Below are 25,284 nucleotides of genomic sequence, written 5' to 3' on the forward strand. Positions count from 1 at the left end.
GGTGAGGGGGTGAAGGCGGCGAAGCCGCCTTCACCCCCTCACCCCTTAGACCTCTTGAAAGTACTGTCATTTCGAGCGAAGCGAGAAATCTATATTTATTAATCGGTCAGTAGTGATAGTTTTTAATTTTTTATACCATTTACATGGAATTTACCCAAGTAATTACTCTAATAAACAAAGACACAAGCAAACAAATTATTAACCCCAAAAACTAAAGCCATGAAAACAAAAACGAACAAAGCGAACTTAGAAAGAAAGAAATCATTGTTCTTTCAAGCGGGACTAGTCGTAGCTCTATCCCTTGTTCTTCTGGCCTTTGAATGGCCATCCACAGGTGATATAAAGTTTGATTTAGCATCGGGTATTGCTCTGAATTTTGATGAGGAGATGATTCCAATTACCCGACCCGAAGATGTTACCCCCCCACCTCCGCCCCCTGTAATTTCAACACCAGATATAATTAACATTGTTGATGATGATGTTGAAATTGAGAACGAAGATGAAGATATCTTTAAAGATATAGACGACAAAACGTTTAAAGACTTGCTCAAGAACCCAATAGTGTTCGAAGACGAGAAAGATTTAGACGAAACCATTCCCTTCATGCTGATTGAGGAGCAACCCACATTCATGGGGGGTGATCACAGAAACTTTACCAAATGGGTTTTTGCAAACCTTAAGTACCCCGAGATAGCAGCTCAGAACGGAATTCAGGGGAGGGTTACCCTAGAGTTCACCATCGACGTTGACGGATCGGTAACCAACGTAAGGGTTGTTAGGGGGATAGACTCCTCTCTAGATGCGGAGGCACTCAGGGTGGTATCAAACTCGCCAAAATGGAGCCCTGGATTGCAAAGGGGAAAACCTACAAAAGTATCGTTCACCTTCCCCGTAACTTTCAGGTTAAACTAGAATGTCAAATCAGATCAAAGACAGGAGACAAAGCCCAGCAAGTGCTGGGTTTTTCTTTGGTTATGATCTCTGCAAAGTAAGACCAAACACAAAGAATAGATTTTCGGCATATGGATTGAGTATCAACTTTCCAAAAATAGGCAAGCTAAAGCTTTCAGAAATTTTTATCGTTTGGGTTACTCCTGCTCCAACACTCACTACGCTGAATGTATTGGCATAGTATCCACGGTATGGTGTGAGGCCAACAGAAAAATCGAAATGCTGATATGCAGTTCTTCCCCATATGTAACCAGCCTCAATATACGTTGAGTAGTAGTTTCTGCCGTTGTTCGGATTCAAGTCATCGCCCCAAAGCAGGGTTGAAACCATTAGCGTTATGGGTAATTTCTCTGTACCATCAAAACTTAGGGTTGCATCGAGGGTGTGCTGGGTGGTGGACTGGTCCAGATCAAAGAATCGATTAAACCGAAGGGTCTCGTTAGGGCAGAAATAGTCGAGTACCGAGAAGGTAAAGCTACCCAACGAGTACGATGCGTAAATATCGACCTCGGCGTATGAGTTATCAACGGTATAGGCAGCCCAAGCCCCCACCAAAAAGTTACGTTTGCTCACATTAAAACTGGGCTGCATATTCCACGCATCGCAAGTAAGCGATCCGCGCCAAACGTGCCTTGCCTGAATAGTAGCCGACAAATCAACGCTTAGCGAATCGGTAGCATGAGGGATATGGTCGGCTGGCACTGACACCGATGCTAAATCCTTATCAACAGGAACAGTTGCTGCTAGCGGCAGCCACAGGGTGCTTAAGAGCAAGGCAAGGGCAACTCTTGTCATCGTCTCAATTTTGGCTGCAAAAGTAATCCTTTAAAAAGTAAATACCCCATAAGTTGCGTTGGGAAAACATATGTTATTAAGCGATAATTGGGATATGCCTTTTTGCTCTAAATCATTTTATATCTATCTTTGCCCATCATATAAATAAATAGCTATGAAGTTTGGCGTTGTAATTTTTCCTGGCTCCAACTGTGATCACGACATGATCTACGTTCTAAAGAACATTATGGAGCAAGAGGTGGTAGAACTTTGGCACAAGGACACCGATCTACAGAATGTAGATGCCGTGGTGCTACCCGGCGGATTTTCGTATGGCGACTACCTTCGCTCTGGTGCTCTTGCTCGCTTTTCGCCCATTATGGAGAAGGTGATTGAGTTTGCTAACAACGGTGGCTTTGTGTTTGGGGTTTGCAATGGATTTCAAATCCTTTGCGAGGCCAAGCTTCTTCCGGGAGCGCTTCTACACAATAATAGTCAGAAGTTTGAATGTAAGAACGTTTACATCCTGCCCGACAGCAAAACGGCTGCTCCCACAGCTTTCCTTCCACGGGGCAGGGCGTTAAAAATACCCATTGCCCATGGCGAAGGCCGTTACTACGCCGACAAGGAAACCCTTGCCAGTATGAGGATCAACGGTCAGATTCTTTTTAGGTACTGCGACGAGAGCGGAAATATCTCCGAAGCGGTTAACCCCAATGGTTCAGTAGAGAATATTGCCGGTGTATGCAACGAAAATTTTAACGTATTCGGTATGATGCCTCACCCCGAGCGTGCCGCCGACGATGAGCTGGGGAACACCGACGGCTACTTAATCTTCGAGTCGATGCTAAAGTACATTAAGGATAAACTGTAGATAAGATTATATTGATATTTTTAAAAGGGGCTTTACTGCCCTTTTTTTGTTGTGGACTGCTATGCTAAAAAGATTCCCCTAATGGTGTTGGAGCAGCGGAACAACTAATTTTCTTCGTTGCCAAACTTGCTTTTAATCCAACGCGGGAACATTATTGCACCTATCACAAGGTAAGGGTAGTAGGTAGCCAAACGCCAAATTAATGCCATGGCAATGGCAACTGTACCCAATATGGCGGGTTCCACTGGAATAAATTCGCCCAGAAAGCGGGTAAAAACAAACTCAGCAAATCCGCTCCCACCAGGTGTTGGACTTACCAGCATCATGATCCACATAACCAGCTGGCGAGCAAAAATAACAAAGTGATCGGAAACCGTAAAGAAAGCCAATAGCAAGGCATTAACTACCCAGTAACGCGATGTCCACGAAAAGGCTGTGGCCAAAAACGATTTGAACCAAAACCCAAAAGGTTTTACCTTAAACTCTCGGGAGTTCTCAATTATCTCAGTGCCGGCATCGTTGGCGCCATGCTTCCATCGCCTTAAAATGGGTAGTTTAAACACCATGAGCATAAGCCATTTTAATCCGCGAGGATTAAAAAACAACCCGTACGATAGCACGATGACGTACAGAAGCTTAAGCAGATATCCAACCAGGGCAAAGGTGAAAAGTTCGTTGGCAAAGGCTACCTCGTCGGTAAGGCTAACACCAAACAATATATCAGTTTTTACAAACAGCAAAAGCAGGGGGAACATAAGCAGAAAGTACAGCTCATCTAAAAGCGATGTGGCCATCACAATGGCCGAGCTACGCCCAACGCTAATCCCCTCCTTGTTAACGTAAAGAATGGCCACGCTGGTACCGCCAATAGCCGAAGGAGTTATGGCCGAGGTAAATTCCCAAAGCATTACAACGCGGAAGGCTTGCTTCAGAGTAAGCTGGCCTTCGGCCAGTACCAGCAACCTTACGATGTAACCTATATCCCTAAAGGCCATAAGGATAAGAGCAACAAAAAACCACAAGAAACTCCATTTAGCCATGCTGATGTAGGTAAAAACGCTGGGGTCGAACTCGCGATAAAACATGTAGCCAACAACCCCTAACCCAATAATAATTGGGTAGATAGCACGGCTAAGTTTTATTTTGCTTAGCGGATTCTCGGTTTGCTGATTTGGTCTCTTTCTGGACATAGCTTACTTCACAAAAGTAATAAAATCGTAGCACTATTTAAGCATTAACAACACGTTAATAAATTGTTTTACCTAGACAAAAGTGAGCAGTTACGATACTTACATAAAGCAAGTGGTTTTCAAACAAGGTGTCAATTTAACAAAAAATAATACTTTGGTAAAAACCCTCATATTACCTTTACAGCATTTACTGTGAGAGCAATAAATGCTGTATTCAATTATTTTAGATGCTAAGGTCAAACAAAACAACTACTTACTCAGAGTTTTTTCTTATTTTTGCACATCATTTTGCATTACGCTACAAATCAACATAAAAGGTTTTTTATTGTAAAATGAAGTGACCTATGCTTTTCACTCTTGCCGCTGGTATAAATGTTGTAAGTGAGCCAAGCATAACTATAAGTTTAGCTGAAGTCAAAAAGGATAACGGTTTTTTTAACAATCATACTACAATGCAAAGAGTCATTAAATTATCCCTTCGTTTGCTACTAGCTTTTTCGATGACATTAACATTCATCCACGAAGTAAAAGCTCAAATGCCAAGCATCAATCAGGTTGATTTCAGGTCAATTAAAGTCGACAATTTAACAGATGCTCAGGTAAGGCAATTCATCTCTCGGGCAAAAACCACGGGGATGACTCTACAGGAGCTAGAGGCTGAAGCCATATCGAGGGGTATGCCCTACACCGAAGTTTTAAAACTTAGGGAAAGAATTAACTTGTTGGAAAGCGGTCAGGCATCATTAACTGGACAATCGGCCAGTGGAGATACCCGAACGTTAGACCCGAACAATTCACAACGTACTTTTACTGAAGAGTTCGATCTATTTGCAGAAGAAGAGGACTCAATTAAGGTATTTGGACACAACCTTTTTAACAGAGCCGAACTTACCTTTGAACCAAGCCTAAACATTCCTACCCCCCAAAATTACCAGCTAGGGCCTGGTGATGAGTTGATAATTGAGGTTTGGGGCGCTTCACAAAGCCAGTCGAGACTATCAGTTAGCCCCGAAGGACAAATTGTTGTGCCAGATGTTGGAGTTATAAATGTAGGTGGGTTAACCATTGAGAAAGCCTCCACCCTTATTACCAACCGTTTGTCAACCATTTACTCCGGATTAAAAGGAAACACCCCTAACACCTTCGCACAGGTAAGCATTGGGAATGTTCGAAGCATAAAGGTTACTGTGGCCGGCGATGCATTCATGCCTGGCACTTATACCATACCCTCCTTTGCCACAGCGTTTAATGCATTGTATCTAGCTGGCGGCCCCGACGAAATGGGATCATTCCGTGAAATAAGAGTGGTAAGAAATGGTAAGTTGTATCAAAAGATCGACCTGTACGACTTCCTACTAAGGGGAGAAACAGAACTTAATGTGAGGCTGCAGGATGAAGATATTGTTTTTATAGCCCCCTTCCAGAACCGAGTTACATTTTACGGAGAAGTAGTTCGCCCTGCTATTTACGAGTTGAAGGAGGGCGAAACCCTGGAGAATCTAGTTGAATTTTCAGGTGGATTTTCGGCACGTGCTTACAGTAAGCATTTAGTGGTAAATCGCAAAACCGACAGCCAGAAAAAACTCCTAAATGTAGACAAGGAACTCTTCTCGTCATTCTTGATGAACAACGGCGACGAGATAAAGGTTGGTGAAATATTAGACAGATACGAGAATAGAGTTACGGTAAAAGGAGCTGTCTTCAGAGAGGGCGAATATGGCCTTACCGAAGGGATGACCGTTGGCATGCTAATAAAAAAGGCCGAAGGTTTAAGGGAAGATGCATTTACCAACAGGGCCTCAATATACAGGTTGCTCGACAATCTTGAGGTTGAGGTTATCGACATTAGCCTGCAAGAAATTTTAAATAACCCAGCAACAGATATTGAGCTTAAACGTGAAGACATACTGATGATAAGTTCTATCCTAGAGCTAAAAGAAGAGCGAAAAGTTAACATAATGGGCGAGGTTAAACAACCAGGAACCTTTCCATACGCCGATAACATTAGCCTAGGGGAACTAATCAGAAAAGCTGGTGGACTTAAGTATTCCGCCTCGCTGGCTAGGGTTGAGGTCGCCCGAAGAATTCAGAACCGTACAGCAACCCAATCGGACGAATTAATTTCGGAGGTGTTCAACTTCCCGCTCGACGAAAATCTTTCGCTTGGCGATCAGGGCTCATCGTTTAAGCTAGAGCCTTTCGATATTGTATTTGTTCGTCACTCACCTGGATACCAAGTGCAAATGCTTGCCAAGGCCGAAGGAGAATTCGCTTTCCCCGGGGAATATGCCATAGCCCGCAAAGGCGAAAGAATTTCAGATCTTGTAGCTAGAGCGGGTGGCCTGACAAGTGAAGCTTACCTCCCTGGCGCCACCTTACTTCGTATGATTGATGAAACACAGATAGAGCAGGCTCAAAGAATTAAAGATATTGAAAAGTCGGGCTTGCCCATTGAACTTGATGTTAACCTAGACAGAAGAATTAAAAGTGAGTTAGAGCCCAAATCAAGTACAGAAACAAAAGCAGGGACAGTAGCAGATTCGACTAAACAAGCAATTTACCAACCCATTGGAATTGACTTAGACAAAATTCTTAAGAGACCCAAAGGTGACGAAGATCTGCTTCTGGTTGAAGGCGATATACTAAGGGTGCCGCAAAGATTACAAACGGTAAAACTCACGGGCGAACTACTTAACCCAGTAACCACTCGATTTATAAGAAATGCTAACCTTAGAAACTATGTTGCACAAGCAGGTGGTTTTTCCGATAATGCAAGGAAAAACAAGGTTTTTGTAATCTACGCCAACGGCTCCATGGATAGAACTCGCAACTTCCTGTTCTTCCGATCATACCCAAAGATTGAGCCTGGGGCAGAAATTGTGGTACCACAAAAACCCGAAAAAGATGGAATTTCGCTGCAAGAAACGCTGGCCATTAGCTCGTCACTTTCGTCCATTGCCCTAGTTGCTGTAACAATTATGAACCAATTAAAATAGCCTTATGTCGATTAAGAATATCTGCTGTATTGGTGCTGGTTATGTTGGTGGCCCCACCATGGCTGTTATTGCCCAAAAATGCCCCGAGATTAAAGTAAATGTTGTTGATATTAATCCTCAACGAATTGCCGATTGGAACGATGAGAATCTCGATAAACTTCCAATCTTTGAGCCCGGTCTAAAAGAGGTTGTGGCCGAGGCTCGCGGTCGTAACCTTTTCTTCTCGACCGATATTGAAAAGGGGATTCGTGAGGCCGAAATGATTTTTATATCTGTTAACACCCCCACCAAAACCTACGGTAAGGGCAAGGGGATGGCCGCCGACCTGAAATTTGTTGAGCTGTGCGCTCGCCAGATTGCCGAGGTGGCAACCGAGGATAAAATTGTGGTGGAGAAATCGACCTTGCCCGTTCGCACTGCACAAGCAATAAAAGATATTCTGGACAACGTGGGGAATGGTGTGAAGTTCCAAATTCTGTCGAACCCCGAATTCCTAGCCGAAGGCACTGCCGTTAACGATCTTCACCATGCCGACCGCGTGCTAATTGGTGGCGATATTGCCACAGCCGAAGGCCGCAAAGCTATGGATGCCTTATCCGATATCTATGCCCATTGGCTTCCAAAGGAGCGTATTCTTCAAACCAACGTATGGTCGTCGGAGCTATCGAAGCTAACCGCCAACGCCTTCCTTGCGCAGCGTGTTTCATCAATCAACGCCCTTAGTGCCCTTTGCGAGAAGACCGAGGCCGATATAGATGAGGTAGCCCGCGCCATTGGTAGTGATAGCCGCATTGGGCAAAAGTTCCTAAAATCGTCGGTTGGGTTTGGTGGCTCGTGCTTCCAAAAGGATATTCTAAACTTGGTTTACATCTGCCGCAGCCTGGGCTTGCAAGAGGTAGCCGACTACTGGGAGCAGGTTATCATCCTAAACGATTATCAGAAGCGTCGCTTTGCCGATGGCATTATTGCAACGCTCAACAACACCATCTCAGGCAAAAAAATCACATTCTTTGGATGGGCATTCAAAAAGGATACCAACGATACCCGCGAGTCGGCAGCCATATACGTAGCAGACCATCTGCTCGACGATCAGGGATCAATTCATGTATACGACCCCAAGGTAAGGCCACAGCAAATGTACGCCGACCTTAACTACCTTAATACCCGCAGCGAGAAGGAGAATGAGGAGTTCCTCACAGTTTGCACCGACCCTTACGAAGCAGCCAAGGGCGCTCATGCCATTGCCGTGCTAACCGAGTGGGACGAGTTTAAAACATACGACTGGCAGCGCATTTACAACAACATGCTAAAACCAGCCCACATCTTCGATGGACGAAACATTCTAGACCATAAAGAGCTAATTAAAATTGGGTTTAAGGTTAGGGCTATTGGGAAAGCGTACTAGAAAGAAGATTTTGAACACAGAGGAACGCTACCGCGCGATTCTATCGCGTGGTATTTAAGGAAATTAAGTCGTCATCGCGATCACGACGTTTTCTGTCGGGAGAAGCGATCTTTGATTTAAAACGCTCTATAAGCAGATTACTTCGTCTCACAGTACGAGACTCGTAATGACGTTACAATGCAAAATAATTATCAATGCAAAAAGTACTTGTAACCGGTGGTACCGGATATATCGGCTCGCACACAGCGGTGGAACTTATCGAGGCAGGGTTTGAAGTAGTCATTGTCGACAATCTCTCCAACTCCTACGCCGACTCAATTGATGGAGTTGAAAAGATAACCGGGGTACGTCCCGCATTTATAAAAGCCGACTGTGCCTCCCCGCAGGATATGCAGCAGGTGTTTACAGAGCATCCCGACATTCAAGCAGTAATCCATTTCGCAGCCCTTAAGGCCGTTGGCGAGAGCGTTGAAAAACCCCTTGAGTACTACAAGAACAATATTTACTCGCTAATAAACCTTTTAGAAATATTAAAAAACAGAGGCGGTCACCTTGTCTTCTCCAGCTCATGCACCGTTTACGGTCAGCCCGATGTACTGCCCGTTACCGAATCATCGCCCATAAAAAAAGCCCTCTCGCCCTACGGTAACACCAAAAAAATTGCTGAGGATATTCTTGCGGATACCATCCAATCAACAAATAAAATCTCTGGAATTGCACTTCGCTACTTTAATCCCATAGGCGCACATCCCAGCGCCCATATTGGCGAGTTCCCCATGGGAAAACCCGACAATTTAGTGCCATTCATTACTCAAACTGCCAAGGGCATATGGCCCGAGCTTAAGGTTTTTGGTTCCGACTACAACAGCCCAGATGGTACGGCTATCCGCGACTACTTCCATGTAGTCGATCTGGCCAAGGCGCACGTAATTGCCTTAAAAAGGTTAATTGAAAAGGGCAATAAAACACCATTCGAGATTTTTAATGTTGGTGCTGGTAATGGCGTAACCGTACTCGAGATTATAAAATCGTTTGAACGAGCCACCGGAGTAAAAATAAACTACACCTTAACCGATCGCCGCCCCGGCGATATCGAAAAGGTTTGGGCCGACACCTCCTATGCCGAGAAAGAACTTGGCTGGAAGGCACAACTATCGCTCGACGAAGCCTTACTCTCGGCTTGGAACTGGGAAAAGACAATTGACAAACAATCTCACGCAAAGGCGCAAAGGGGGGGGTAACTACTAGCCATCGCCCACGCCCCACTCCAACTTCATCATTCTACATTCTACATTCGATATTCAACATTCCCTGACCGACATAACATCTAGGCAGACGAGGATATTCAACATTCAAAGAAATAATGAACACTGAATTTCGATTTTCGATTTTCGAAGTGGTTGGAAAACGAATGAGCAAAACACGATAACAAATGCCCACTCCCTACCCAACTTCATCATTTTTCATTTTTCATTTTACATTTTACATTCTACATTCAAAGAATCTCTCGCTAACCAACCAGGTTGGAAGGCAGGGTCGCTATGCCGTAAAGGATTGTTAGCTATACGCCATTGCCCACTCCCCACCCATTTTAGGCATTTGCCGCAAGGCAAAGGCGCAAAACAGACTCTGTGGTCTCTATGTTTCCTCAAGTATTGTCAAAAGCGTATGGGGTAACCCGTAGCCATCCCCGACAACTGAATATTTTGGGGTATGTGCAATAATTTTCTCTGTGTTAAAAAATCTCTCGCTAACCAACCAGGTTTGAAGGCAGGGTCGCTATGCCGTAAAGGATTGTTAGCTATACGCCATTGCCCACTCCCCACCCCAACTCTAATCCTGCCATAGGCAGGAAAGCCTTAAACCTTAAACTCTAAACTTTAAACCCAGATTAGTCATTAGGAGTTCAGCGAACCAATGGCTTAGCTAGGTTTAACCCTCCCGATGAATCGGGACAGGCTGATTTAGAAAAACTAAATTTGTAAGCATTTATGATTGCAAATTTTTTAGTTTTTCTTCATCGATTTGTCAAATTAACACCCATATAATCAATGGATAAATTGTGTCTTTTTCTAATGGCGGTCATTAGAAAAAGAATCGCTAATGACAACCGGAGCGAAGCGTAGCTCAGCGTTAGCTAAATTTGGGTTAAATTTGCCATAGGTAGGCAAGCCATAAACTTTCAACATCCCGCTACCGACACTTATCCTCCCGACCCAAAGATGAAAAGCCATATTACCCAACATATGTGGCCATGATTACAATAAAAAATCATTACTTTTGTTTTCAAAATATACATTTTGTCAAAGCAGAGAAACGAACGAACTCTCCTCTGACAATCAACTTTTTACACCGCCTAATCAGCCATATCGCCATGGGACTGACCGGGCGAAGCTGTGTAAAGGCCTAACGAATTAGGACTATCTCAGAAGTAAAAAGATGATATAATCTGCCTTTTACTCGCATACCGAAAATATGGTACGCAGTTTTGCAAATTGGTTCTCATTCCATTGTATTTAAAAACCAATGTGGCGATTAAGCGTTGATGTGATGAGGCGGTAAGGCAATGAAAAGGTAATATGATATGAAATGTAAAGCGCTAAACGTTTACCTACCGCAACGATAGTGAAGGTAGGCAGAACGTAGAACATAAAACACTGAACCTACCTGCCGGTAGGCAGGCACAGAACGTAAAACGCTGAACGCTAGATCAAACATAATATCATCAATTACTAACGTCCTAAAAAACCAAGAGGATATAGTATTTGTATACCTTTTTGGTTCGTTTGTTTCAAAGGAGAAATATCAAGATATCGACATTGCCATATACACCAGTAACGACCACAGTCTTTTATTTCTGGGTGAGATTCAAACTGAGCTAGAAATGGCCGTAGGCAGAAAAATTGATATTATACACCTAAATAATATCATTTCACAAAATCCGGCTCTTGCCCACGAGATTGTCTCCAAAGGATTAATTGTTGTTGACAAAGAACCATTAACACAGAAAAACTTTAAAGAAAAAGCGCTAATAAGCCATTTCGACAATGCCGCATTAAACCGCCAAATGCAAGAGGCTTTTCGCAATAGGATTAGAAACCGTAAAATTGGGGTGCGAAACTATGCGAAATAGCAGGCTAATACAACTCGAAAGAAATATTGCTGAACTTGAACAGCTTGGCAAGATATATACTGCAGACGATTTTAAGACAGATACACCCAAGCAATGGGCTCTTCGCTACGGTTTTCTTGAGTCCATTCAGATAATGATAGACCTCTCTTGCCACATAGTTGTTCATCAGAACCTAGGCACAGCAAACACTTATGCCGATTGCATAGTCCTACTTCGTAAGTTTAACTATATCGACGCTAGTCTCGAAAAATCCTTAAAAGGAATGGCGGGATTAAGAAACTTGCTGGTTCACGAATACGTGATTGTTGATATCGACAAGTTATACGGAATGCTACAGCACCTTGATGATTTTAAGGACTTTATTGTTGCCATCGAGCAGTACACCGACAAATAAGCACAAAACTGTCAATTTAGAACTTTAACCCTAATCCTTAAACATTAAACATTGAACTGTTAACCTTATTTAGGGATTGTCAACGTAAAACACTTAACGCTGAACCTACCATAGGTAGGCAGGCACAAAACACGAAACACGAAACATTAAACCCTAACGTCATGGCGAGGAGGGTACGACGAAGCCATCTTTTAACAGATTGCCACGCCTTGCAAGACCTGTCCCGCACGTACTTTTGCGGAAAAACGGCTGTCTTACGAGACACGGCGCTAAACCTAGAACACCGTATATAAACCCTCGAACGAGAAATGATTTAAATGCTACAACCCTCCGACATAATAAATCTAATTTCTCTTGGAGAAAGCGAAACGCTTGAGTTCAAAAACTCTTTTAACAAGGAGGTGATTGAAACTCTTGTTGCTTTCGCTAATACATCGGGTGGTAAGATTTTAGTAGGCATTAATCCTACAGGAAAGATAACTGGGACTGAATTGAATGCTGAATCTATTCAAAATTGGATAAATGAGATTAAAAACAAAACCACTCCAAGTATACTTCCTGAGGCAAATAGCGTAAGCATAGACAATAAAACTGTTCTTATATTAAGCATAAAGGAGTATCCAATAAAACCAGTCGCAACCCGTGGCAAATACTTTAAACGTGTAGCAAATTCCAACCATTTGCTCAATATTTCAGAAGTAGTGAACCTACATTTACAGTCATTCAACACCAGTTGGGATTTTCATCTAAATAGCCAATTTAACATCAATGAAATTTCACTCAATAAGGTTCAAGAGGCTATTGATGCAATCAACCAAACGGGTTCAAGAATTAATGACGATCCGTTAACATTCCTAGTGAAGAACGATCTGGTACGAGATGGGCAAATTACCAATGCAGCATACCTCCTTTTTACAAACCGGGATACTGTTTTAACAACCATAGAATTAGGTAGATTTCAAACTACTACGATAATAAAGGATAGCACTCGAACAAAATCCGACATACTTGCTCAGATAAATGAGGTTATGGATTTTGTCAAGAAACACATCAACAAGGAAGTTATTATTACGGGTAAACCTCAGAACACACAAAAATGGCAGTATCCACTAGAGGCCATAAGAGAGATTATTGTCAATATGATTATTCATCGGGACTACCGTAGTTCTTCCGATTCTATTGTAAAAATATTTAACGATCGTATTGAGTTTTATAACCCTGGGAAACTTCCCGAAGGGATAACTGTTAACGACTTGCTAACGAATAACTATAAATCAACACCCAGAAACAAGTTAGTAGCCGATTTCTGCAAAAGTTTGGGTCTAATAGAAAAATACGGTTCTGGAATACAACGAATTATTGAGCATTTCGAGGAGGCTAACCTTCCACAACCAGAATTTAGGAATATCTCTGAGGGTTTTATGGTTACTGTTTTTTCTGATGAATTTACAGATAAGGTCCCCGATAGGGTCCCCGATAGGGTCCCCGATAGGGTCCCCGATAGCCTTACAGAAAATCAACACAAAATACTTGAACTAGTTTCAAGAAACAATACAATCTCTATGTCTGCAATTGCCGATGGCATAGGCATTTCTAAACGAAAAGTCCTTGACAATATCAACAAGTTAAAATCACTTGGTTTAATAAACCGAGTCGGCTCAGCCAAAGGCGGACACTGGCAACTCGTCAATAAATAATATTGTTGTACAAACAAGGAACAATGAACACAGTACAAAAAACATAAATCGATAATGCGATGATGAGACGAACGCTAAACGTTTACCTGCCGCAACGATAGTGAAGGTAGGCCGAAAGTAGAATGCAAAATGCTAAACTCTGAACTCTAAACTCTGAACTCTGAACGTAAAACGCTAAACCTACCTGCCGGTAGGCAGGCGTAAAACGCAGAACGCCAAACGTAAAACGCTGAACCTGTCTGCCGACAGGCCATAGCCGTCAAGCTAAGGATACAAAAGAAACAAATATTTCTATAGGATTGAGCAGAATATGAATACAATAGCCCTCGTAGAGGGCACATAGCGATTGAAGAAATTGATTCAAATAAATTAGCGCTTCGTAGATGCGCAATAAGGGTTGCGGATATATATATTGCACCCCCACGGGGTGCTTTAAGGCTTTGCAATCTATACCCTATCGCTATGCACCCTCTACGAGGGTGTGAATAAGGATATAAACGACTTTAGATAAATTGAAATTGATCTTAACTTGACGGCTATGGCCGGTAGGCAGGCGTAAAACGCAATTAAGTGAGCCAAGGAGAGATTATAATATATAAAGTTGAAAACAAAACGAACTTCCAAATTGAAGTTAGGGTTGAATAGGAGAATGTTTGGCTTAACAGACAACAAATGGCACTTCTATTTAATAGAGATGTTAAAACAATAGGCAAGCACATAACAAATGCACTAAGGAAGAGTTAAGAAACTTTTCAGTTGTCGCAAAATTTGCGACAACTGCCACAGACGGTAAAACCTATCAGGTAGAGTATTATAGCCTAGATATGATAATTTCCGTTGGATACCGAGTTAAATCTGAAAGAGGGGTGCAGTTCAGGATCTGGGCAAACAAAATATTAAAAGACTTTCTGTTAAAGGGGTATTCTGTTAATCAAAGAATTGAAAGAATAGAGAATGATGTCCATAGCCTTAAAGAAAAGGTAGATCAATTTAATATCCAGATTAATGCTAATCTACCACCCAACGAAGGTATCTTTTACGATGGACAAATATTCGATGCACATATATTTGTCTCTGAAATTTTAAAAACAGCAAGAGAATCAATTATTATAATTGACAACTATGTGGACGAGGGTGTACTCTTGTTGTTATCTAAAAGGGAAATTCGAGTAACCGCCACCATTTACACCAAAAACATTACTAAGCAATTTCTTAAAGCCCTTACTCTTTACAATACTCAATATCCTAGAGTGACTATCGAAAAATTTAGTAAGTCTCACGATCGTTTCTTGATTATAGATGGCAAAACAGTTTACCACATAGGAGCATCTTTAAAAGATCTTGGGAAAAAATGGTTTGCATTCTCAAAAATGGAAATTGATGCCAAAGAAATCATTGATAGACTAAGGTAAGAATAAGTAAAAAAACTAAGCACTGTACGCTGAACCTACCTGCTCTACCGGTAGACAGGCGCCAAACGTTTACCCTGAGCGCCTGTCCCGAGCGAAGCCGAGGGGGAGTCGAAGGGCCAAACGCAAGGAGATATCCACAAATCTACCTGTCGGTAGACAGGTTACACAAACCTGCTTGCCAGCAGGTAAGTTAACACAAATACCTCCAAATTTAATTTGAGAAAATCTGTGCTAACCTGTCCGCCCTCTGGCGGATCTGTGGACAAAACGCTAAACGTAGAATCTCGTCAACTTCCAAAAAACGTCAGTTTTCGAGACACAGCGCAAAACGTAAAACGCTGAACGCCAAACGTAGAACCTACCACAGGTAGGCAGGCACAAAACACCATCGCTACCCCCAACCCCTAAAGCGATGCACTGAGTGGTACGCTGAGTTTGTCGAAGCGGGGAGAGCCAACACACAGGATAAACGTAGAACTGAACCCTGAACCCCGAACTCTAAACCTTAAACTTTAAACCTTAAACCTTGAACCTTAAACCTTGAACCTAGAACCTTGAACCTAGAACGCTATAATCATATGACAGAAAACATTAAATCCCCTTCCGACGAAATCGATCTAATCGAACTTATCCGCCACCTTTGGGACGGCCGCAAGCTAATTATTAAGATTACCGCTGCATTTATAGCCCTTGGTCTTGTTATTGCCATTACCAGCCCCAAGCAGTACAAGGTGGAAACCAGACTTTTGCCTGAGGCAAAAAGTGCCTCGGGAGGAGGAGCCGCAGCCCTATTGTCATCCCTTGGTGGACTGGGCGGTTTCTCTATGCCGCTGGGCGAGGGAGCCGATGCCATTGGCCCCATGCTCTACCCCGATGTGCTAAAAAGCACACCTTTCTACTTGGAGTTGCTAAACCATAAAGTTACCTATAAAGCCAACGACGGAACACTTAATATAACCGTTTTTGAATATCTAAACGACCACACCAAAGGGTCACTAGTAGGTGTAGTAATGAAATACACCTTAAAGTTACCCTGGACAATTTTAGGATGGATTAGAGGCGAACAAAAAACATCAGAAGTAAGCGAAGAGCCAGAGCCCTATCAATTCACCCGAATGACATTGGAGCAGTTCCAAATCATTAAAAAGTTAGGCGATAAAATAAGCGCTAACATTGATCAAAAAAATGGTGTTATTAATATTTCTGCAGAATTTGGTGACCCATACATTACTGCACAAGTAGCCAACTTTGCCGTTGAGTATCTATCCAACTACATTACCGAGTACCGAGTAGAAAAGGCCAAAACCGATCTACTGTTTATTCAGGAGCGTTACAGCGAACGGGAAAAAGAATACCTGCAAGCACAAAATGAACTTGCCCAATTCCGCGATGCCAACCGCAATGTTCAATCCGCTGCTGCCCGCACAGAGGAGGAACGCCTAAACAATAAGTACACTCTAGCATTTAACGTGTACAACGGCCTTGCCCAACAGCTAGAGCAGGCTAAAATTAAGGTGCAGGAGGAAACACCTGTCATTAAAATTCTTGAGCCTGTTCAAGTGCCAGTAGAAAGGAGCAAGCCAAGACGATCGTTAATACTGGTTGTATTTGCCTTCCTTGGCGGGTTTATTGGGGTTGGGTATGTGTTTGGGAAACTTATATGGGAGAATATTAGGGAGCAATTAAAAACCGACAAAGTTTAAACGCTAAGGCGGGAAGACGCTAAATTTTATTAATCCACAAATTGCTCAAATCAACACAAATGATGAAGGTATAAATTTGAGGAAATTTGTGTAAACTTGCCTGCTGCCCACAACCCTAATCACACGGCAAGCAGGTTTGTGGACAAAACAAGAGATAATCTTCAGACACAATAACATTACAAAAAACAATAAATAATTTAAACTGATATGAAAGGAATAGTATTAGCCGGTGGCGCAGGTACGCGTTTATTTCCAATAACAAAAGGAGTATCAAAACAAATGCTTCCCATTTATGACAAACCAATGATATACTATCCTATATCTGTATTAATGCTCGCAGGTATTCGTGAAATATTAATTATATCTACTCCTCAGGATTTGCCTAATTTTAAAAACCTATTGGGTGATGGATCGGATTTTGGAGTGACCTTTTCCTACGAGGAACAACCAAAACCCGAAGGTTTAGCCCAAGCATTTATTATTGGGGACAAGTTTATTGGTGATGATGATGTTTGCCTTGTACTTGGCGACAATATATTTCACGGGCATGGCCTCACAAAATTACTTGAGAATGCAAAGTTAAATGTAAAAGAGAACAAAACCGCCACAGTATTTGGCTACTGGGTTAACGATCCCGAAAGGTATGGTGTTGCGGAATTCGATGTTAATGGCAAGGTAATTTCTATTGAAGAGAAGCCACAAGACCCCAAATCTAACTATGCTGTAGTTGGGCTTTACTTCTACACCAATGAAGTGGTTCAAATAGCAAAATCAATAAAGCCATCCGCTAGAGGAGAACTAGAAATTACTACAGTTAACCAAGAATACTTAAAGTTGAATAGGCTTGGTGTTGAATTGATGGGGCGTGGTTTTGCATGGCTAGATACTGGCACACACGAATCTCTTACCGAAGCCAGTAACTTTGTTGAAACCATTGAGCATAGGCAGGGTTTAAAAATTGCTTGCTTAGAAGAAATCGGATATTCAAAGGGGTGGATTACTAAGGAGAAAGTTTTAGAAGTGGCAAAACCTATGGAGAAAAATCAGTATGGACAATATCTTCAAAGACTAGTAAAAGAAAAATAGTAATGAATGTAATTAATACTGAAATACCCGAAGTTAAAATTATTGAATCAAAGATATTTGCAGATCAAAGGGGATATTTTTTAGAATCGTTTAACCAAAAATCATTCGAAGAGAAGGTTTGTAAAGCTGTTTTTGTACAGGACAACGAATCAAAATCCACTTACGGTGTACTTAGGGGCTTACACTATCAACTACCACCTTTCTCACAATCAAAATTAGTTAGAGCCGTAAAGGGGATCGTACTTGATATTGCTGTTGATATTCGAAAAGGTTCACCAACTTTTGGTAAATATGTTGCAGTTGAACTTTCCGATGATAACAAACGAATGCTTTTTATTCCAAGGGGATTTGCCCACGGTTTTGTTGTTCTGAGCAACGAGGCTATTTTTCAGTATAAATGTGATAACTTATACTCCCCCCAGCACGAAGGTTCAATTATCTGGAACGATCCAACACTAAACATTAACTGGGGTATTGAGGAAAGCAAAATTATTCTATCCGAAAAGGATAAGTCTGTGCCCAACTTGAATAACGCAAAACTTTTCGATTTCACGGAGGATTTGTATGCATAATAGAATACTGGTTACAGGAGCTAACGGACAACTTGGATCCGAATTAAAGTTGGCTCTTAAACAGAATATTTTCAAAGTTTTCTTTACTGATATTGATGATCTTGATATCACTAACATTGATAATATAAGATCCTTTGTAATCAAAAACAATATTGATACAATTGTCAATTGCGCTGCATATACCGCTGTTGATAAGGCCGAAGACGAACTGGATAAAGCCGATTTAATAAATCATCTTGCTGTTAAAAATCTTGCAGAGGTAGCAAAAGAAGTTAACGCCTTCTTAATTCATATCTCGACCGATTATGTCTTCTCAGGTACAAATTATACTCCCTATACAGAAAATGACCCAACAAATGCCACTGGTGTGTATGGAAAGACAAAGTTAAAGGGAGAAAAAGCAATAATTGAAAAAGGGATAAACTACAATATAATTCGAACATCATGGCTTTATTCCTCTTTTGGGAATAACTTTGTTAAAACAATTCTTCGGTTGGCTAACGAACGTGATAGCCTAAAAGTAATTTTCGACCAGATTGGAACACCAACTTATGCAGCCGACTTAGCCAATACTATCGTGTCCATCTTAAATTCTAATAGTTGGAAATCTGGAATCTATCACTATTCCAATGAGGGTGTTGCCAGTTGGTACGATTTTGCTCAGGCAATTTCTGAATTAGCTACAGCCAAGGCGAAAATTTCACCCTGCAGAACCGAAGAATACCCAACCAAAGCAAAAAGGCCATATTACTCTGTTCTCGATAAATCCAAAATTAAGCAACAATATGGTATTGAAATACCCCATTGGAGAAATTCATTGGCAAAATGCATTAGCTTAATTGATGCAAAGTAAAAAAAACAAATACGTCATTGAGATCCCAACGATTTTTGTTGGCAGAAGCAATCTTTTTTAAACCCACTTATTTTCTATTTCTTAAAAAATAATCCCAAACTATGAAACGAAACATCCTAATCACTGGCGGAGCAGGATTTATTGGCTCACACGTTGTACGACTATTTGTTAATAATTATCCTGAATACAAAATAGTTAACTTCGATAAATTAACATACGCAGGCAACCTCGAGAACCTCAAGGATATTGAGAATAAGCCCAACTATGTTTTTGTAAAGGGTGATATTTGTGACATTGATTTAGTTATTAAAACTATTAAGGAGCTTAACATCGATAGCATTATTCACCTTGCTGCCGAATCGCATGTTGACAGATCAATTACCGACCCATTCACATTTGCCCAAACAAATGTTATGGGGACCCTTTCATTGCTTCAAGCAGCAAAAGAGATATGGAAAGATAATTACGAAGGAAAACTTTTTTATCACATCTCCACCGATGAGGTTTACGGTTCACTTGGCGAGGAGGGTTTCTTTACCGAAACTACTCCCTACGACCCAAAATCACCCTACTCTGCAGCAAAAGCTAGCTCCGATCATTTTGTAAGGGCTTTTAATAATACGTTTGGCTTGCCTATCGTTGTCTCAAACTGTTCAAACAACTATGGGCCAAACCAATTTCCTGAAAAGTTGATTCCACTTTTTATAAACAATATTTTAAACAGTAAACCCTTACCAGTTTACGGAAAAGGCGAAAATGTAAGAGACTGGCTTTACGTTGTTGACCATGCAAAAGCCATCGATGCAATTTTCCATAATGGAAAAGTAGGCGAAACATACAATATTGGAGGCTTTAATGAGTGGAAAAACATAGACCTCATTAAAGTTATTTGCAGGGCAATGGACAAAAAACTAGGCAGACCCGATGGAACATCAGAAACACTAATTACTTATGTTACCGATAGGGCAGGTCATGATCACAGATATGCTATTGATGCATCAAAAATTAATAAAGAACTGGGTTGGGTACCCTCGTTACAATTTGAAGAAGGAATAGAGTTAACAATTAATTGGTACTTCAATAATAAATTATGGATTGAAGGAGTTACTTCAGGACAATACCAAAATTACTACAACTCAATGTATGAAGGAAGATAGACTAAAGGTGGGGTGTGAAGCATTTCTCATAAATCTACCAAAATTCGAAGATCCACGAGGAAACCTCTCTTTTGTTGAGCAGCTTAAACATATCCCGTTCAAGATAGAAAGAACCTATTGGATTTACGATGTTCCTGGAGGAGAAACAAGGGGAGGTCACGCTTTTAAAGAGCAGAAAGAATTTATAATTGCTCTTTCAGGGAGTTTCGATGTGGTTGTTGATGATGGAAGTACTAAGCAGTTATTCTCCTTAAACAGATCATACTATGGCTTATATATCCCTCAGGGAATTTGGAGACAGATGGAGAACTTCTCCACAAACTCCTTGGCTTTAGTATTGAGTTCTACACACTACAATGCTAATGATTACATATATGATTACAACAATTTTATAGCACATAAGAGTAATGAGGAATAGCGTATATAGCTGTAATATTGTCCCACTCAATAAAATTCACAATAGAGCAGGTAACATAACAATTGTTGAAGGGCAAAATAGTGTACCATTCGACATCAAGAGGGTTTACTACCTTTACGATATACCTGGAGGGGAGGATCGAGGTGGGCATGCTCACAAAGAATTAAGACAACTTATTGTAGCTGCTAGTGGTTCTTTCAATGTTTTACTTGACGATGGACAAAACAAAAAAATTGTAACCCTTAATAGACCTGATTATGGACTAATTGTCGTCCCAGGAATTTGGAGAGAACTAATGGAGTTTTCATCGGGATCAGTTTGTCTTGTTTTGGCATCGGAAGTGTACGACGAAAACGACTATTTTAGAGAATATCAAGATTTTAAGAGTTTTGTAAATGGGCATTAAAATCCACCCAACAGCAGAGGTTCAAACCTCTCAGATTGGAGAGGGAACGCTAATTTGGCAAAATTGTGTTGTGTTAGCAAAGGCAATTATTGGATGTAATTGCAACATAAATTTTAATGTTTTTATTGAAAATGATGTTATAATTGGCGATAACGTAACGATAAAGCCAGGTGTACAAATTTGGGATGGGTTAAGAATTGGGAATAATGTTTTTATTGGGCCAAACGCCACTTTTACAAACGATTTAGTTCCTCGCTCAAAACATTATCCAGAATCATTTGCCGTGACAAATATTTTGGAAGGTGCTAGCATTGGAGCCAATGCAACAATTATTGCAGGAATAACTATTGGTAAGTATGCAATGATTGGTGCAGGAAGTGTTATAACTAAGGATGTACCTCCATTCACCCTTTGGTATGGCAACCCTGCAAAGCATAAAGGATATATTACAAGGGGAGGAAAAATCCTATCACTTAACCTTGTTTGCAAAGAAGGTAAAGAGTATAAATTAATCAATAATGAACCTGTTCTAAATGATTAAGTTTTTAGATCTACAAAAAATAAACTCCCAATACGCTGAGGAGTTAAAGAAGGCTGCAAGCGAGGTAATCGACTCGGGTTGGTACTTACTTGGGGAGAGAGTTAACCAATTTGAAAAAAACCTTGCGGAGTATATAAAAGTAAAACACGCCATTGGGGTAGCAAACGGTTTAGATGCTCTTCGCTTAATACTCAAAGCATACATTGAAATGGGCATTATGCAAGAGGGCGATGAGGTAATTGTGCCAGCTAATACATACATAGCTTCTATTCTTGCAATAACCGACAATAGATTAAAACCTGTTCTAGTTGAACCCGATATTAATACATATAATCTAGACATCTCTTTAATAGAAGAAAATATTACTGAGAAAACTAAAGCCATAATGGTAGTTCACCTCTATGGTAGGGTATGCTGGTCAAAAGAACTTGAGCAAATTGCGCACAAGTATAATTTGAAAGTAATTGAGGATAATGCTCAAGCAATCGGTGCCAGTTACACCGAGTTACACTGTGACTCAAAAAAAACTGGCTCATTAGGTAATGCCGCAGGCTTTAGTTTTTACCCCGGCAAGAACCTGGGCGCACTTGGCGATGCAGGTGCAGTTACAACAAATGACAATGATTTGGCTGATGTAGTCAGAGCGCTTGGCAACTATGGCAGCAAACAAAAATATGTAAACCATTACCAAGGCCTAAACAGCAGGTTAGATGAACTACAAGCTGCTTTCCTTGATGTAAAACTAAAATATCTCGATGCTGAAAATCAGAGGCGTAGAGAGATAGCTCAACTTTACTGCGATAACATAAAGAATGAAAGTATTATCCTACCAAATCAATCATTCAATCATTCAATCATTCAATCTAGCGATCACGTTTGGCATCTTTTCGTTATACGCCACCCTAAACGTGACGAACTTCAAAAATATTTATCCGAAAAAGGTATTCAAACACTTATACACTACCCAATACCTCCTCATAAACAAGGGGCATATTCACTCCTAAATAGGAATACCTATAGTATTACAGAAACAATCCACAACGAAGTATTAAGTTTACCGATTAGCCCCATAGATAATACTGCAAACATTAATACTGCTGTAAGCCATATAAATACTTTTAAGGGCTAAGACACTAAACGAATTATGAAATTAAAAATCAAGAAAATTCTTCGTTGGGCATTTCTAGATATATACAAGACCATAACTGAAATACTTTACGGTGGTATTTTTTATATAACATTAACATTTCCAAAGATTGGTACTCTTAGCATTTGGAAATGGACGCTAGTAACGATTAAACCTATTGCTTTTTTTGATGCACATAAATTGCTCAAAGTAAAACCTTTCAAGATTGAATACACCTCATCTTCACCTAAGTATTTCGATGAAGATACTACCGACAAACAATATAAAAAATATTATGAAGATAATGTCTATATAGCATATAATGCAACTGTAAACAACAACTCTTCATTAATACTTTTTGATGACGACCTTGCATTATACAAGCCTAGTAATATTAGTGAAAACAGTAACTACAAATTAACTGATGGCAGTGTTTTGTTTTACAAAAATAAACAATGTTTAATCCGCTCAAATAAAGAAGTAAGGCATATTGATCACGGAATAAATCTTGTTATTAATTATTCACTCAACTATTACCACATCATTTTTGAGTTAATTCCAAAATTCTACTATTTAAAGCAACTGGATATTAACAATGATATACCGATTATTGCGGATTCAAGTCTACAAGAGATCCCCAACTTTAACTTTCTACTTAAATTCTTTTCAGGCAAAAGAAAAATTTTATATACAAATAAATTTGAACAGATAAAAGTAGATAATTTATACATACTACCAGAAGCCACTATAATACCACCTAACTTTAGAGATATTACTCTGATAAAAGGAAGCGATTTCCTTTTTGACTTCAAGGCAATTAAATGGATTAGAGAAAAACTGCTAGAAAACAAACCCAATAATTCGCACCCAAAGCGAATCTTTTTATCAAGACAAAATGCAACCTACAGAAGAGAATGCAATGAGGATGAAGTGTTTGGAATATTAAGAAATTACGATTTCGAAAAGGTATATCCTGAAAAAATGACTATCTCGGAACAAGTATCAGTATTTAATAGCGCTGAATTCATTGTCGGGGTTTCTGGTGCAGCTTTTTCAAATTTACTATTTTGCTCAAAAGGTTGTAATGTGATTTGTTTAACTAACTATAATCTCGATATTTCAATATTCTCAACAATAGCAAAATGGCTAGACATTAACTTTTCATACTTTTACGACCGATCAAAGTCTCTTACAAGTAAAAGCGATCTTCATGATAGTTTTAAGGTGGAATTACATAGGTTAAGAGAATATATAGAAACAAAATAATGACGAATAGACCTCTTCCAATGTTTTTAGTAAAGCAAATAATCAAGAATTTTTACAGCTGGATTTTCAACACCCTTTATATACCAATAATAATTAAAGTCGCACCATATATTCATACTAAATCAGTCATTAAAATTAGAAAAAAAGAAAAGATTAAAGTTGCATTTTTACTTATTCATGAATCTGTTTGGAAGTATGATGGTGTGTATTGGCTGATGGAAAATGATAAGCGTTTCGAACCTGTTATTATAATTTGTCCTTACGTCAGCTACGAGATGGGTACTATGGAGAAAGAAATGAATAAAGCTTATAGTTCTTTTAAAGAGAAGGGATATAATGTAATTAAAACATTTAATGAGAATAATGGAAAATGGCTCAACATAAAAAGAGAAGTAAAACCTGATATAATTTTTTTTACAAGCCCATATAGTTTAACTAAAAGGCGATTCACAATATTAAACTTCAAAAATTATTTGTCATTTTATGTGCCTTATGGGTATATGATTACTGACAGACCTGAGATGCAATACAACCAAACTCTTCATAATCTTGTCTACAGAGTATTTCATGAATCAAATTTCCATAATGTTCAGGCACAAAAATTCTCAACAAACAGAGGAAAAAACTCAATTGTAACTGGTTACCCTGGATTAGATCAATTTTTCTCACCAAACAAAGTTAAACCAGAGAGCATCTGGAAAAATAAAAATTTAAAGAGAATAATATGGGCTCCTCATCATACCATTGAACAAGAAAACAGCCAATTTAATTACAGCAATTTTCTAGAGTATTATGATTTCTTTCTTGAAATTGCAGATAAATACCAAGATAAAATAACAATATCATTTAAACCACATCCAATCCTAAGAGCAAAACTTAATAAACATCATAGTTGGGGAGAAGAAAAGACAGATAATTATTATAAAAAATGGAAAGAGCGAGTTAATTGTCAGTTAGACGAAGGTGATTATATTGATTTATTTAATACATCAGATGCAATGATTCATGATAGTGGATCATTTTTGACAGAATACATCAGCACAAACAAACCAAGTCTTTATATGATCAGGCATGATTTATTACTATCAGGATTCTCTGAATTAGGTAATAAAATAATTGATTGTCATTACAAATCTAACTCAAAAGAAGAGGTAGAAATGTTCATTAAAGAAGTTGTAATTGAAGGGAATGATTACTTAAAGAATAAACGCGAATCTTTAATTCATAAATATCTACTCCCACCTATCGGCAAAAATGCCAGTCAAAATATTATGAATGAGATAAATGATGTCATTGGCAAAAATATTACTCAACTATAAATAGAAAATAC

Annotated in this window: 21 protein-coding genes and 1 pseudogene; 20 read left to right on the forward strand and 2 right to left on the reverse strand. The window is 39.9% G+C overall.

All coding sequences use genetic code 11. The features are described from left to right. Positions 1-219 precede the first annotated feature (219 nt). Positions 220-912 carry an energy transducer TonB gene (locus G8O23_RS14115; protein WP_166365950.1) on the forward strand — a complete coding sequence of 231 codons (693 nt, stop codon included), beginning with the start codon at positions 220-222 and terminating at the stop codon, positions 910-912. A 60-nt stretch (positions 913-972) separates the two neighbouring features. Here the strand turns inward: G8O23_RS14115 and G8O23_RS14120 are convergent, their stop codons facing one another. After that, positions 973-1,746, reverse strand: a complete 774-nt coding sequence (locus G8O23_RS14120) for a hypothetical protein (RefSeq protein WP_166365951.1) — start codon at positions 1,744-1,746, stop codon at positions 973-975. A gap of 154 nt (positions 1,747-1,900) precedes the next feature. On the opposite strand from G8O23_RS14120, the gene purQ reads away from it, so the two are divergent. After that, positions 1,901-2,599 (forward strand): phosphoribosylformylglycinamidine synthase subunit PurQ, encoded by a 699-nt coding sequence (gene purQ, locus G8O23_RS14125; RefSeq protein WP_166365953.1) that lies wholly within the window; start codon positions 1,901-1,903, stop codon positions 2,597-2,599. 104 nt (positions 2,600-2,703) lie between these two features. Here the strand turns inward: purQ and G8O23_RS14130 are convergent, their stop codons facing one another. Further along, the gene (locus G8O23_RS14130; RefSeq protein ID WP_166365955.1) at positions 2,704-3,789 is read right to left on the reverse strand and encodes a lysylphosphatidylglycerol synthase transmembrane domain-containing protein; all 1,086 of its coding nucleotides are present in this window, start codon (positions 3,787-3,789) and stop codon (positions 2,704-2,706) included. 500 nt (positions 3,790-4,289) lie between these two features. On the opposite strand from G8O23_RS14130, the gene G8O23_RS14135 reads away from it, so the two are divergent. The 18 genes and pseudogenes from G8O23_RS14135 (at position 4,290) to G8O23_RS14220 (ending at position 25,273) form a co-directional block, all read left to right on the forward strand. Beyond that, on the forward strand, positions 4,290-6,785 hold the full coding sequence (locus G8O23_RS14135) for a polysaccharide biosynthesis/export family protein (protein ID WP_166365957.1): 2,496 nt from the start codon (positions 4,290-4,292) through the stop codon (positions 6,783-6,785). Between the two features lie 4 nt (positions 6,786-6,789). Further along, positions 6,790-8,190: a nucleotide sugar dehydrogenase gene (locus G8O23_RS14140; RefSeq protein ID WP_166365959.1), complete on the forward strand. Its 1,401-nt coding sequence runs from the start codon at positions 6,790-6,792 to the stop codon at positions 8,188-8,190. Between the two features lie 194 nt (positions 8,191-8,384). Further along, positions 8,385-9,431 (forward strand): UDP-glucose 4-epimerase GalE, encoded by a 1,047-nt coding sequence (gene galE / locus G8O23_RS14145; RefSeq protein WP_166365961.1) that lies wholly within the window; start codon positions 8,385-8,387, stop codon positions 9,429-9,431. Between the two features lie 1,487 nt (positions 9,432-10,918). Then, positions 10,919-11,323 (forward strand): type VII toxin-antitoxin system MntA family adenylyltransferase antitoxin, encoded by a 405-nt coding sequence (gene mntA, locus G8O23_RS14150; protein ID WP_317169011.1) that lies wholly within the window; start codon positions 10,919-10,921, stop codon positions 11,321-11,323. Beyond that, on the forward strand, positions 11,313-11,717 hold the full coding sequence (gene hepT, locus G8O23_RS14155) for a type VII toxin-antitoxin system HepT family RNase toxin (protein ID WP_166365963.1): 405 nt from the start codon (positions 11,313-11,315) through the stop codon (positions 11,715-11,717). The genes mntA and hepT overlap by 11 nt, the downstream gene beginning before the upstream one ends. Before the next feature lie 317 nt (positions 11,718-12,034). Further along, the gene (locus G8O23_RS14160; protein WP_166365965.1) at positions 12,035-13,414 is read left to right on the forward strand and encodes an ATP-binding protein; all 1,380 of its coding nucleotides are present in this window, start codon (positions 12,035-12,037) and stop codon (positions 13,412-13,414) included. 570 nt (positions 13,415-13,984) lie between these two features. Beyond that, positions 13,985-14,826: pseudogene (gene rhuM / locus G8O23_RS14165) on the forward strand (RhuM family protein). Between the two features lie 578 nt (positions 14,827-15,404). Next, complete coding sequence (locus G8O23_RS14170; protein WP_166365967.1) at positions 15,405-16,529, forward strand: Wzz/FepE/Etk N-terminal domain-containing protein; 1,125 nt, start codon at positions 15,405-15,407, stop codon at positions 16,527-16,529. A gap of 207 nt (positions 16,530-16,736) precedes the next feature. Continuing rightward, complete coding sequence (gene rfbA / locus G8O23_RS14175) at positions 16,737-17,615, forward strand: glucose-1-phosphate thymidylyltransferase RfbA (protein WP_166365969.1); 879 nt, start codon at positions 16,737-16,739, stop codon at positions 17,613-17,615. 2 nt (positions 17,616-17,617) lie between these two features. Then, positions 17,618-18,187 (forward strand): dTDP-4-dehydrorhamnose 3,5-epimerase, encoded by a 570-nt coding sequence (rfbC, locus tag G8O23_RS14180; protein ID WP_166365971.1) that lies wholly within the window; start codon positions 17,618-17,620, stop codon positions 18,185-18,187. Next, on the forward strand, positions 18,180-19,040 hold the full coding sequence (gene rfbD / locus G8O23_RS14185) for a dTDP-4-dehydrorhamnose reductase (RefSeq protein ID WP_166365973.1): 861 nt from the start codon (positions 18,180-18,182) through the stop codon (positions 19,038-19,040). Before rfbC ends, rfbD begins: the two co-directional genes overlap by 8 nt. 101 nt (positions 19,041-19,141) lie before the next feature. Continuing rightward, positions 19,142-20,197, forward strand: a complete 1,056-nt coding sequence (rfbB, locus tag G8O23_RS14190) for a dTDP-glucose 4,6-dehydratase (RefSeq protein ID WP_166365975.1) — start codon at positions 19,142-19,144, stop codon at positions 20,195-20,197. After that, the gene (locus G8O23_RS14195; protein ID WP_166365977.1) at positions 20,184-20,615 is read left to right on the forward strand and encodes a sugar 3,4-ketoisomerase; all 432 of its coding nucleotides are present in this window, start codon (positions 20,184-20,186) and stop codon (positions 20,613-20,615) included. The genes rfbB and G8O23_RS14195 overlap by 14 nt, the downstream gene beginning before the upstream one ends. Beyond that, the gene (locus G8O23_RS14200; protein ID WP_166365979.1) at positions 20,605-21,021 is read left to right on the forward strand and encodes a sugar 3,4-ketoisomerase; all 417 of its coding nucleotides are present in this window, start codon (positions 20,605-20,607) and stop codon (positions 21,019-21,021) included. The genes G8O23_RS14195 and G8O23_RS14200 overlap by 11 nt, the downstream gene beginning before the upstream one ends. Beyond that, complete coding sequence (locus tag G8O23_RS14205; RefSeq protein WP_166365981.1) at positions 21,011-21,562, forward strand: acyltransferase; 552 nt, start codon at positions 21,011-21,013, stop codon at positions 21,560-21,562. The genes G8O23_RS14200 and G8O23_RS14205 overlap by 11 nt, the downstream gene beginning before the upstream one ends. Beyond that, positions 21,555-22,691, forward strand: a complete 1,137-nt coding sequence (locus G8O23_RS14210; RefSeq protein WP_166365983.1) for a DegT/DnrJ/EryC1/StrS family aminotransferase — start codon at positions 21,555-21,557, stop codon at positions 22,689-22,691. Before G8O23_RS14205 ends, G8O23_RS14210 begins: the two co-directional genes overlap by 8 nt. Before the next feature lie 15 nt (positions 22,692-22,706). Then, entirely contained in the window at positions 22,707-23,954 is a 1,248-nt protein-coding gene (locus tag G8O23_RS14215) for a glycosyltransferase family 61 protein (RefSeq protein WP_166365985.1), read from the forward strand. Beyond that, the gene (locus tag G8O23_RS14220) at positions 23,954-25,273 is read left to right on the forward strand and encodes a CDP-glycerol glycerophosphotransferase family protein (protein WP_166365987.1); all 1,320 of its coding nucleotides are present in this window, start codon (positions 23,954-23,956) and stop codon (positions 25,271-25,273) included. Before G8O23_RS14215 ends, G8O23_RS14220 begins: the two co-directional genes overlap by 1 nt. Positions 25,274-25,284 lie beyond the last annotated feature (11 nt).

It is taken from the genome of Perlabentimonas gracilis (genome assembly GCF_011174675.1).
GTDB classification, from domain to species: Bacteria; Bacteroidota; Bacteroidia; order Bacteroidales; family Tenuifilaceae; genus Perlabentimonas; species Perlabentimonas gracilis.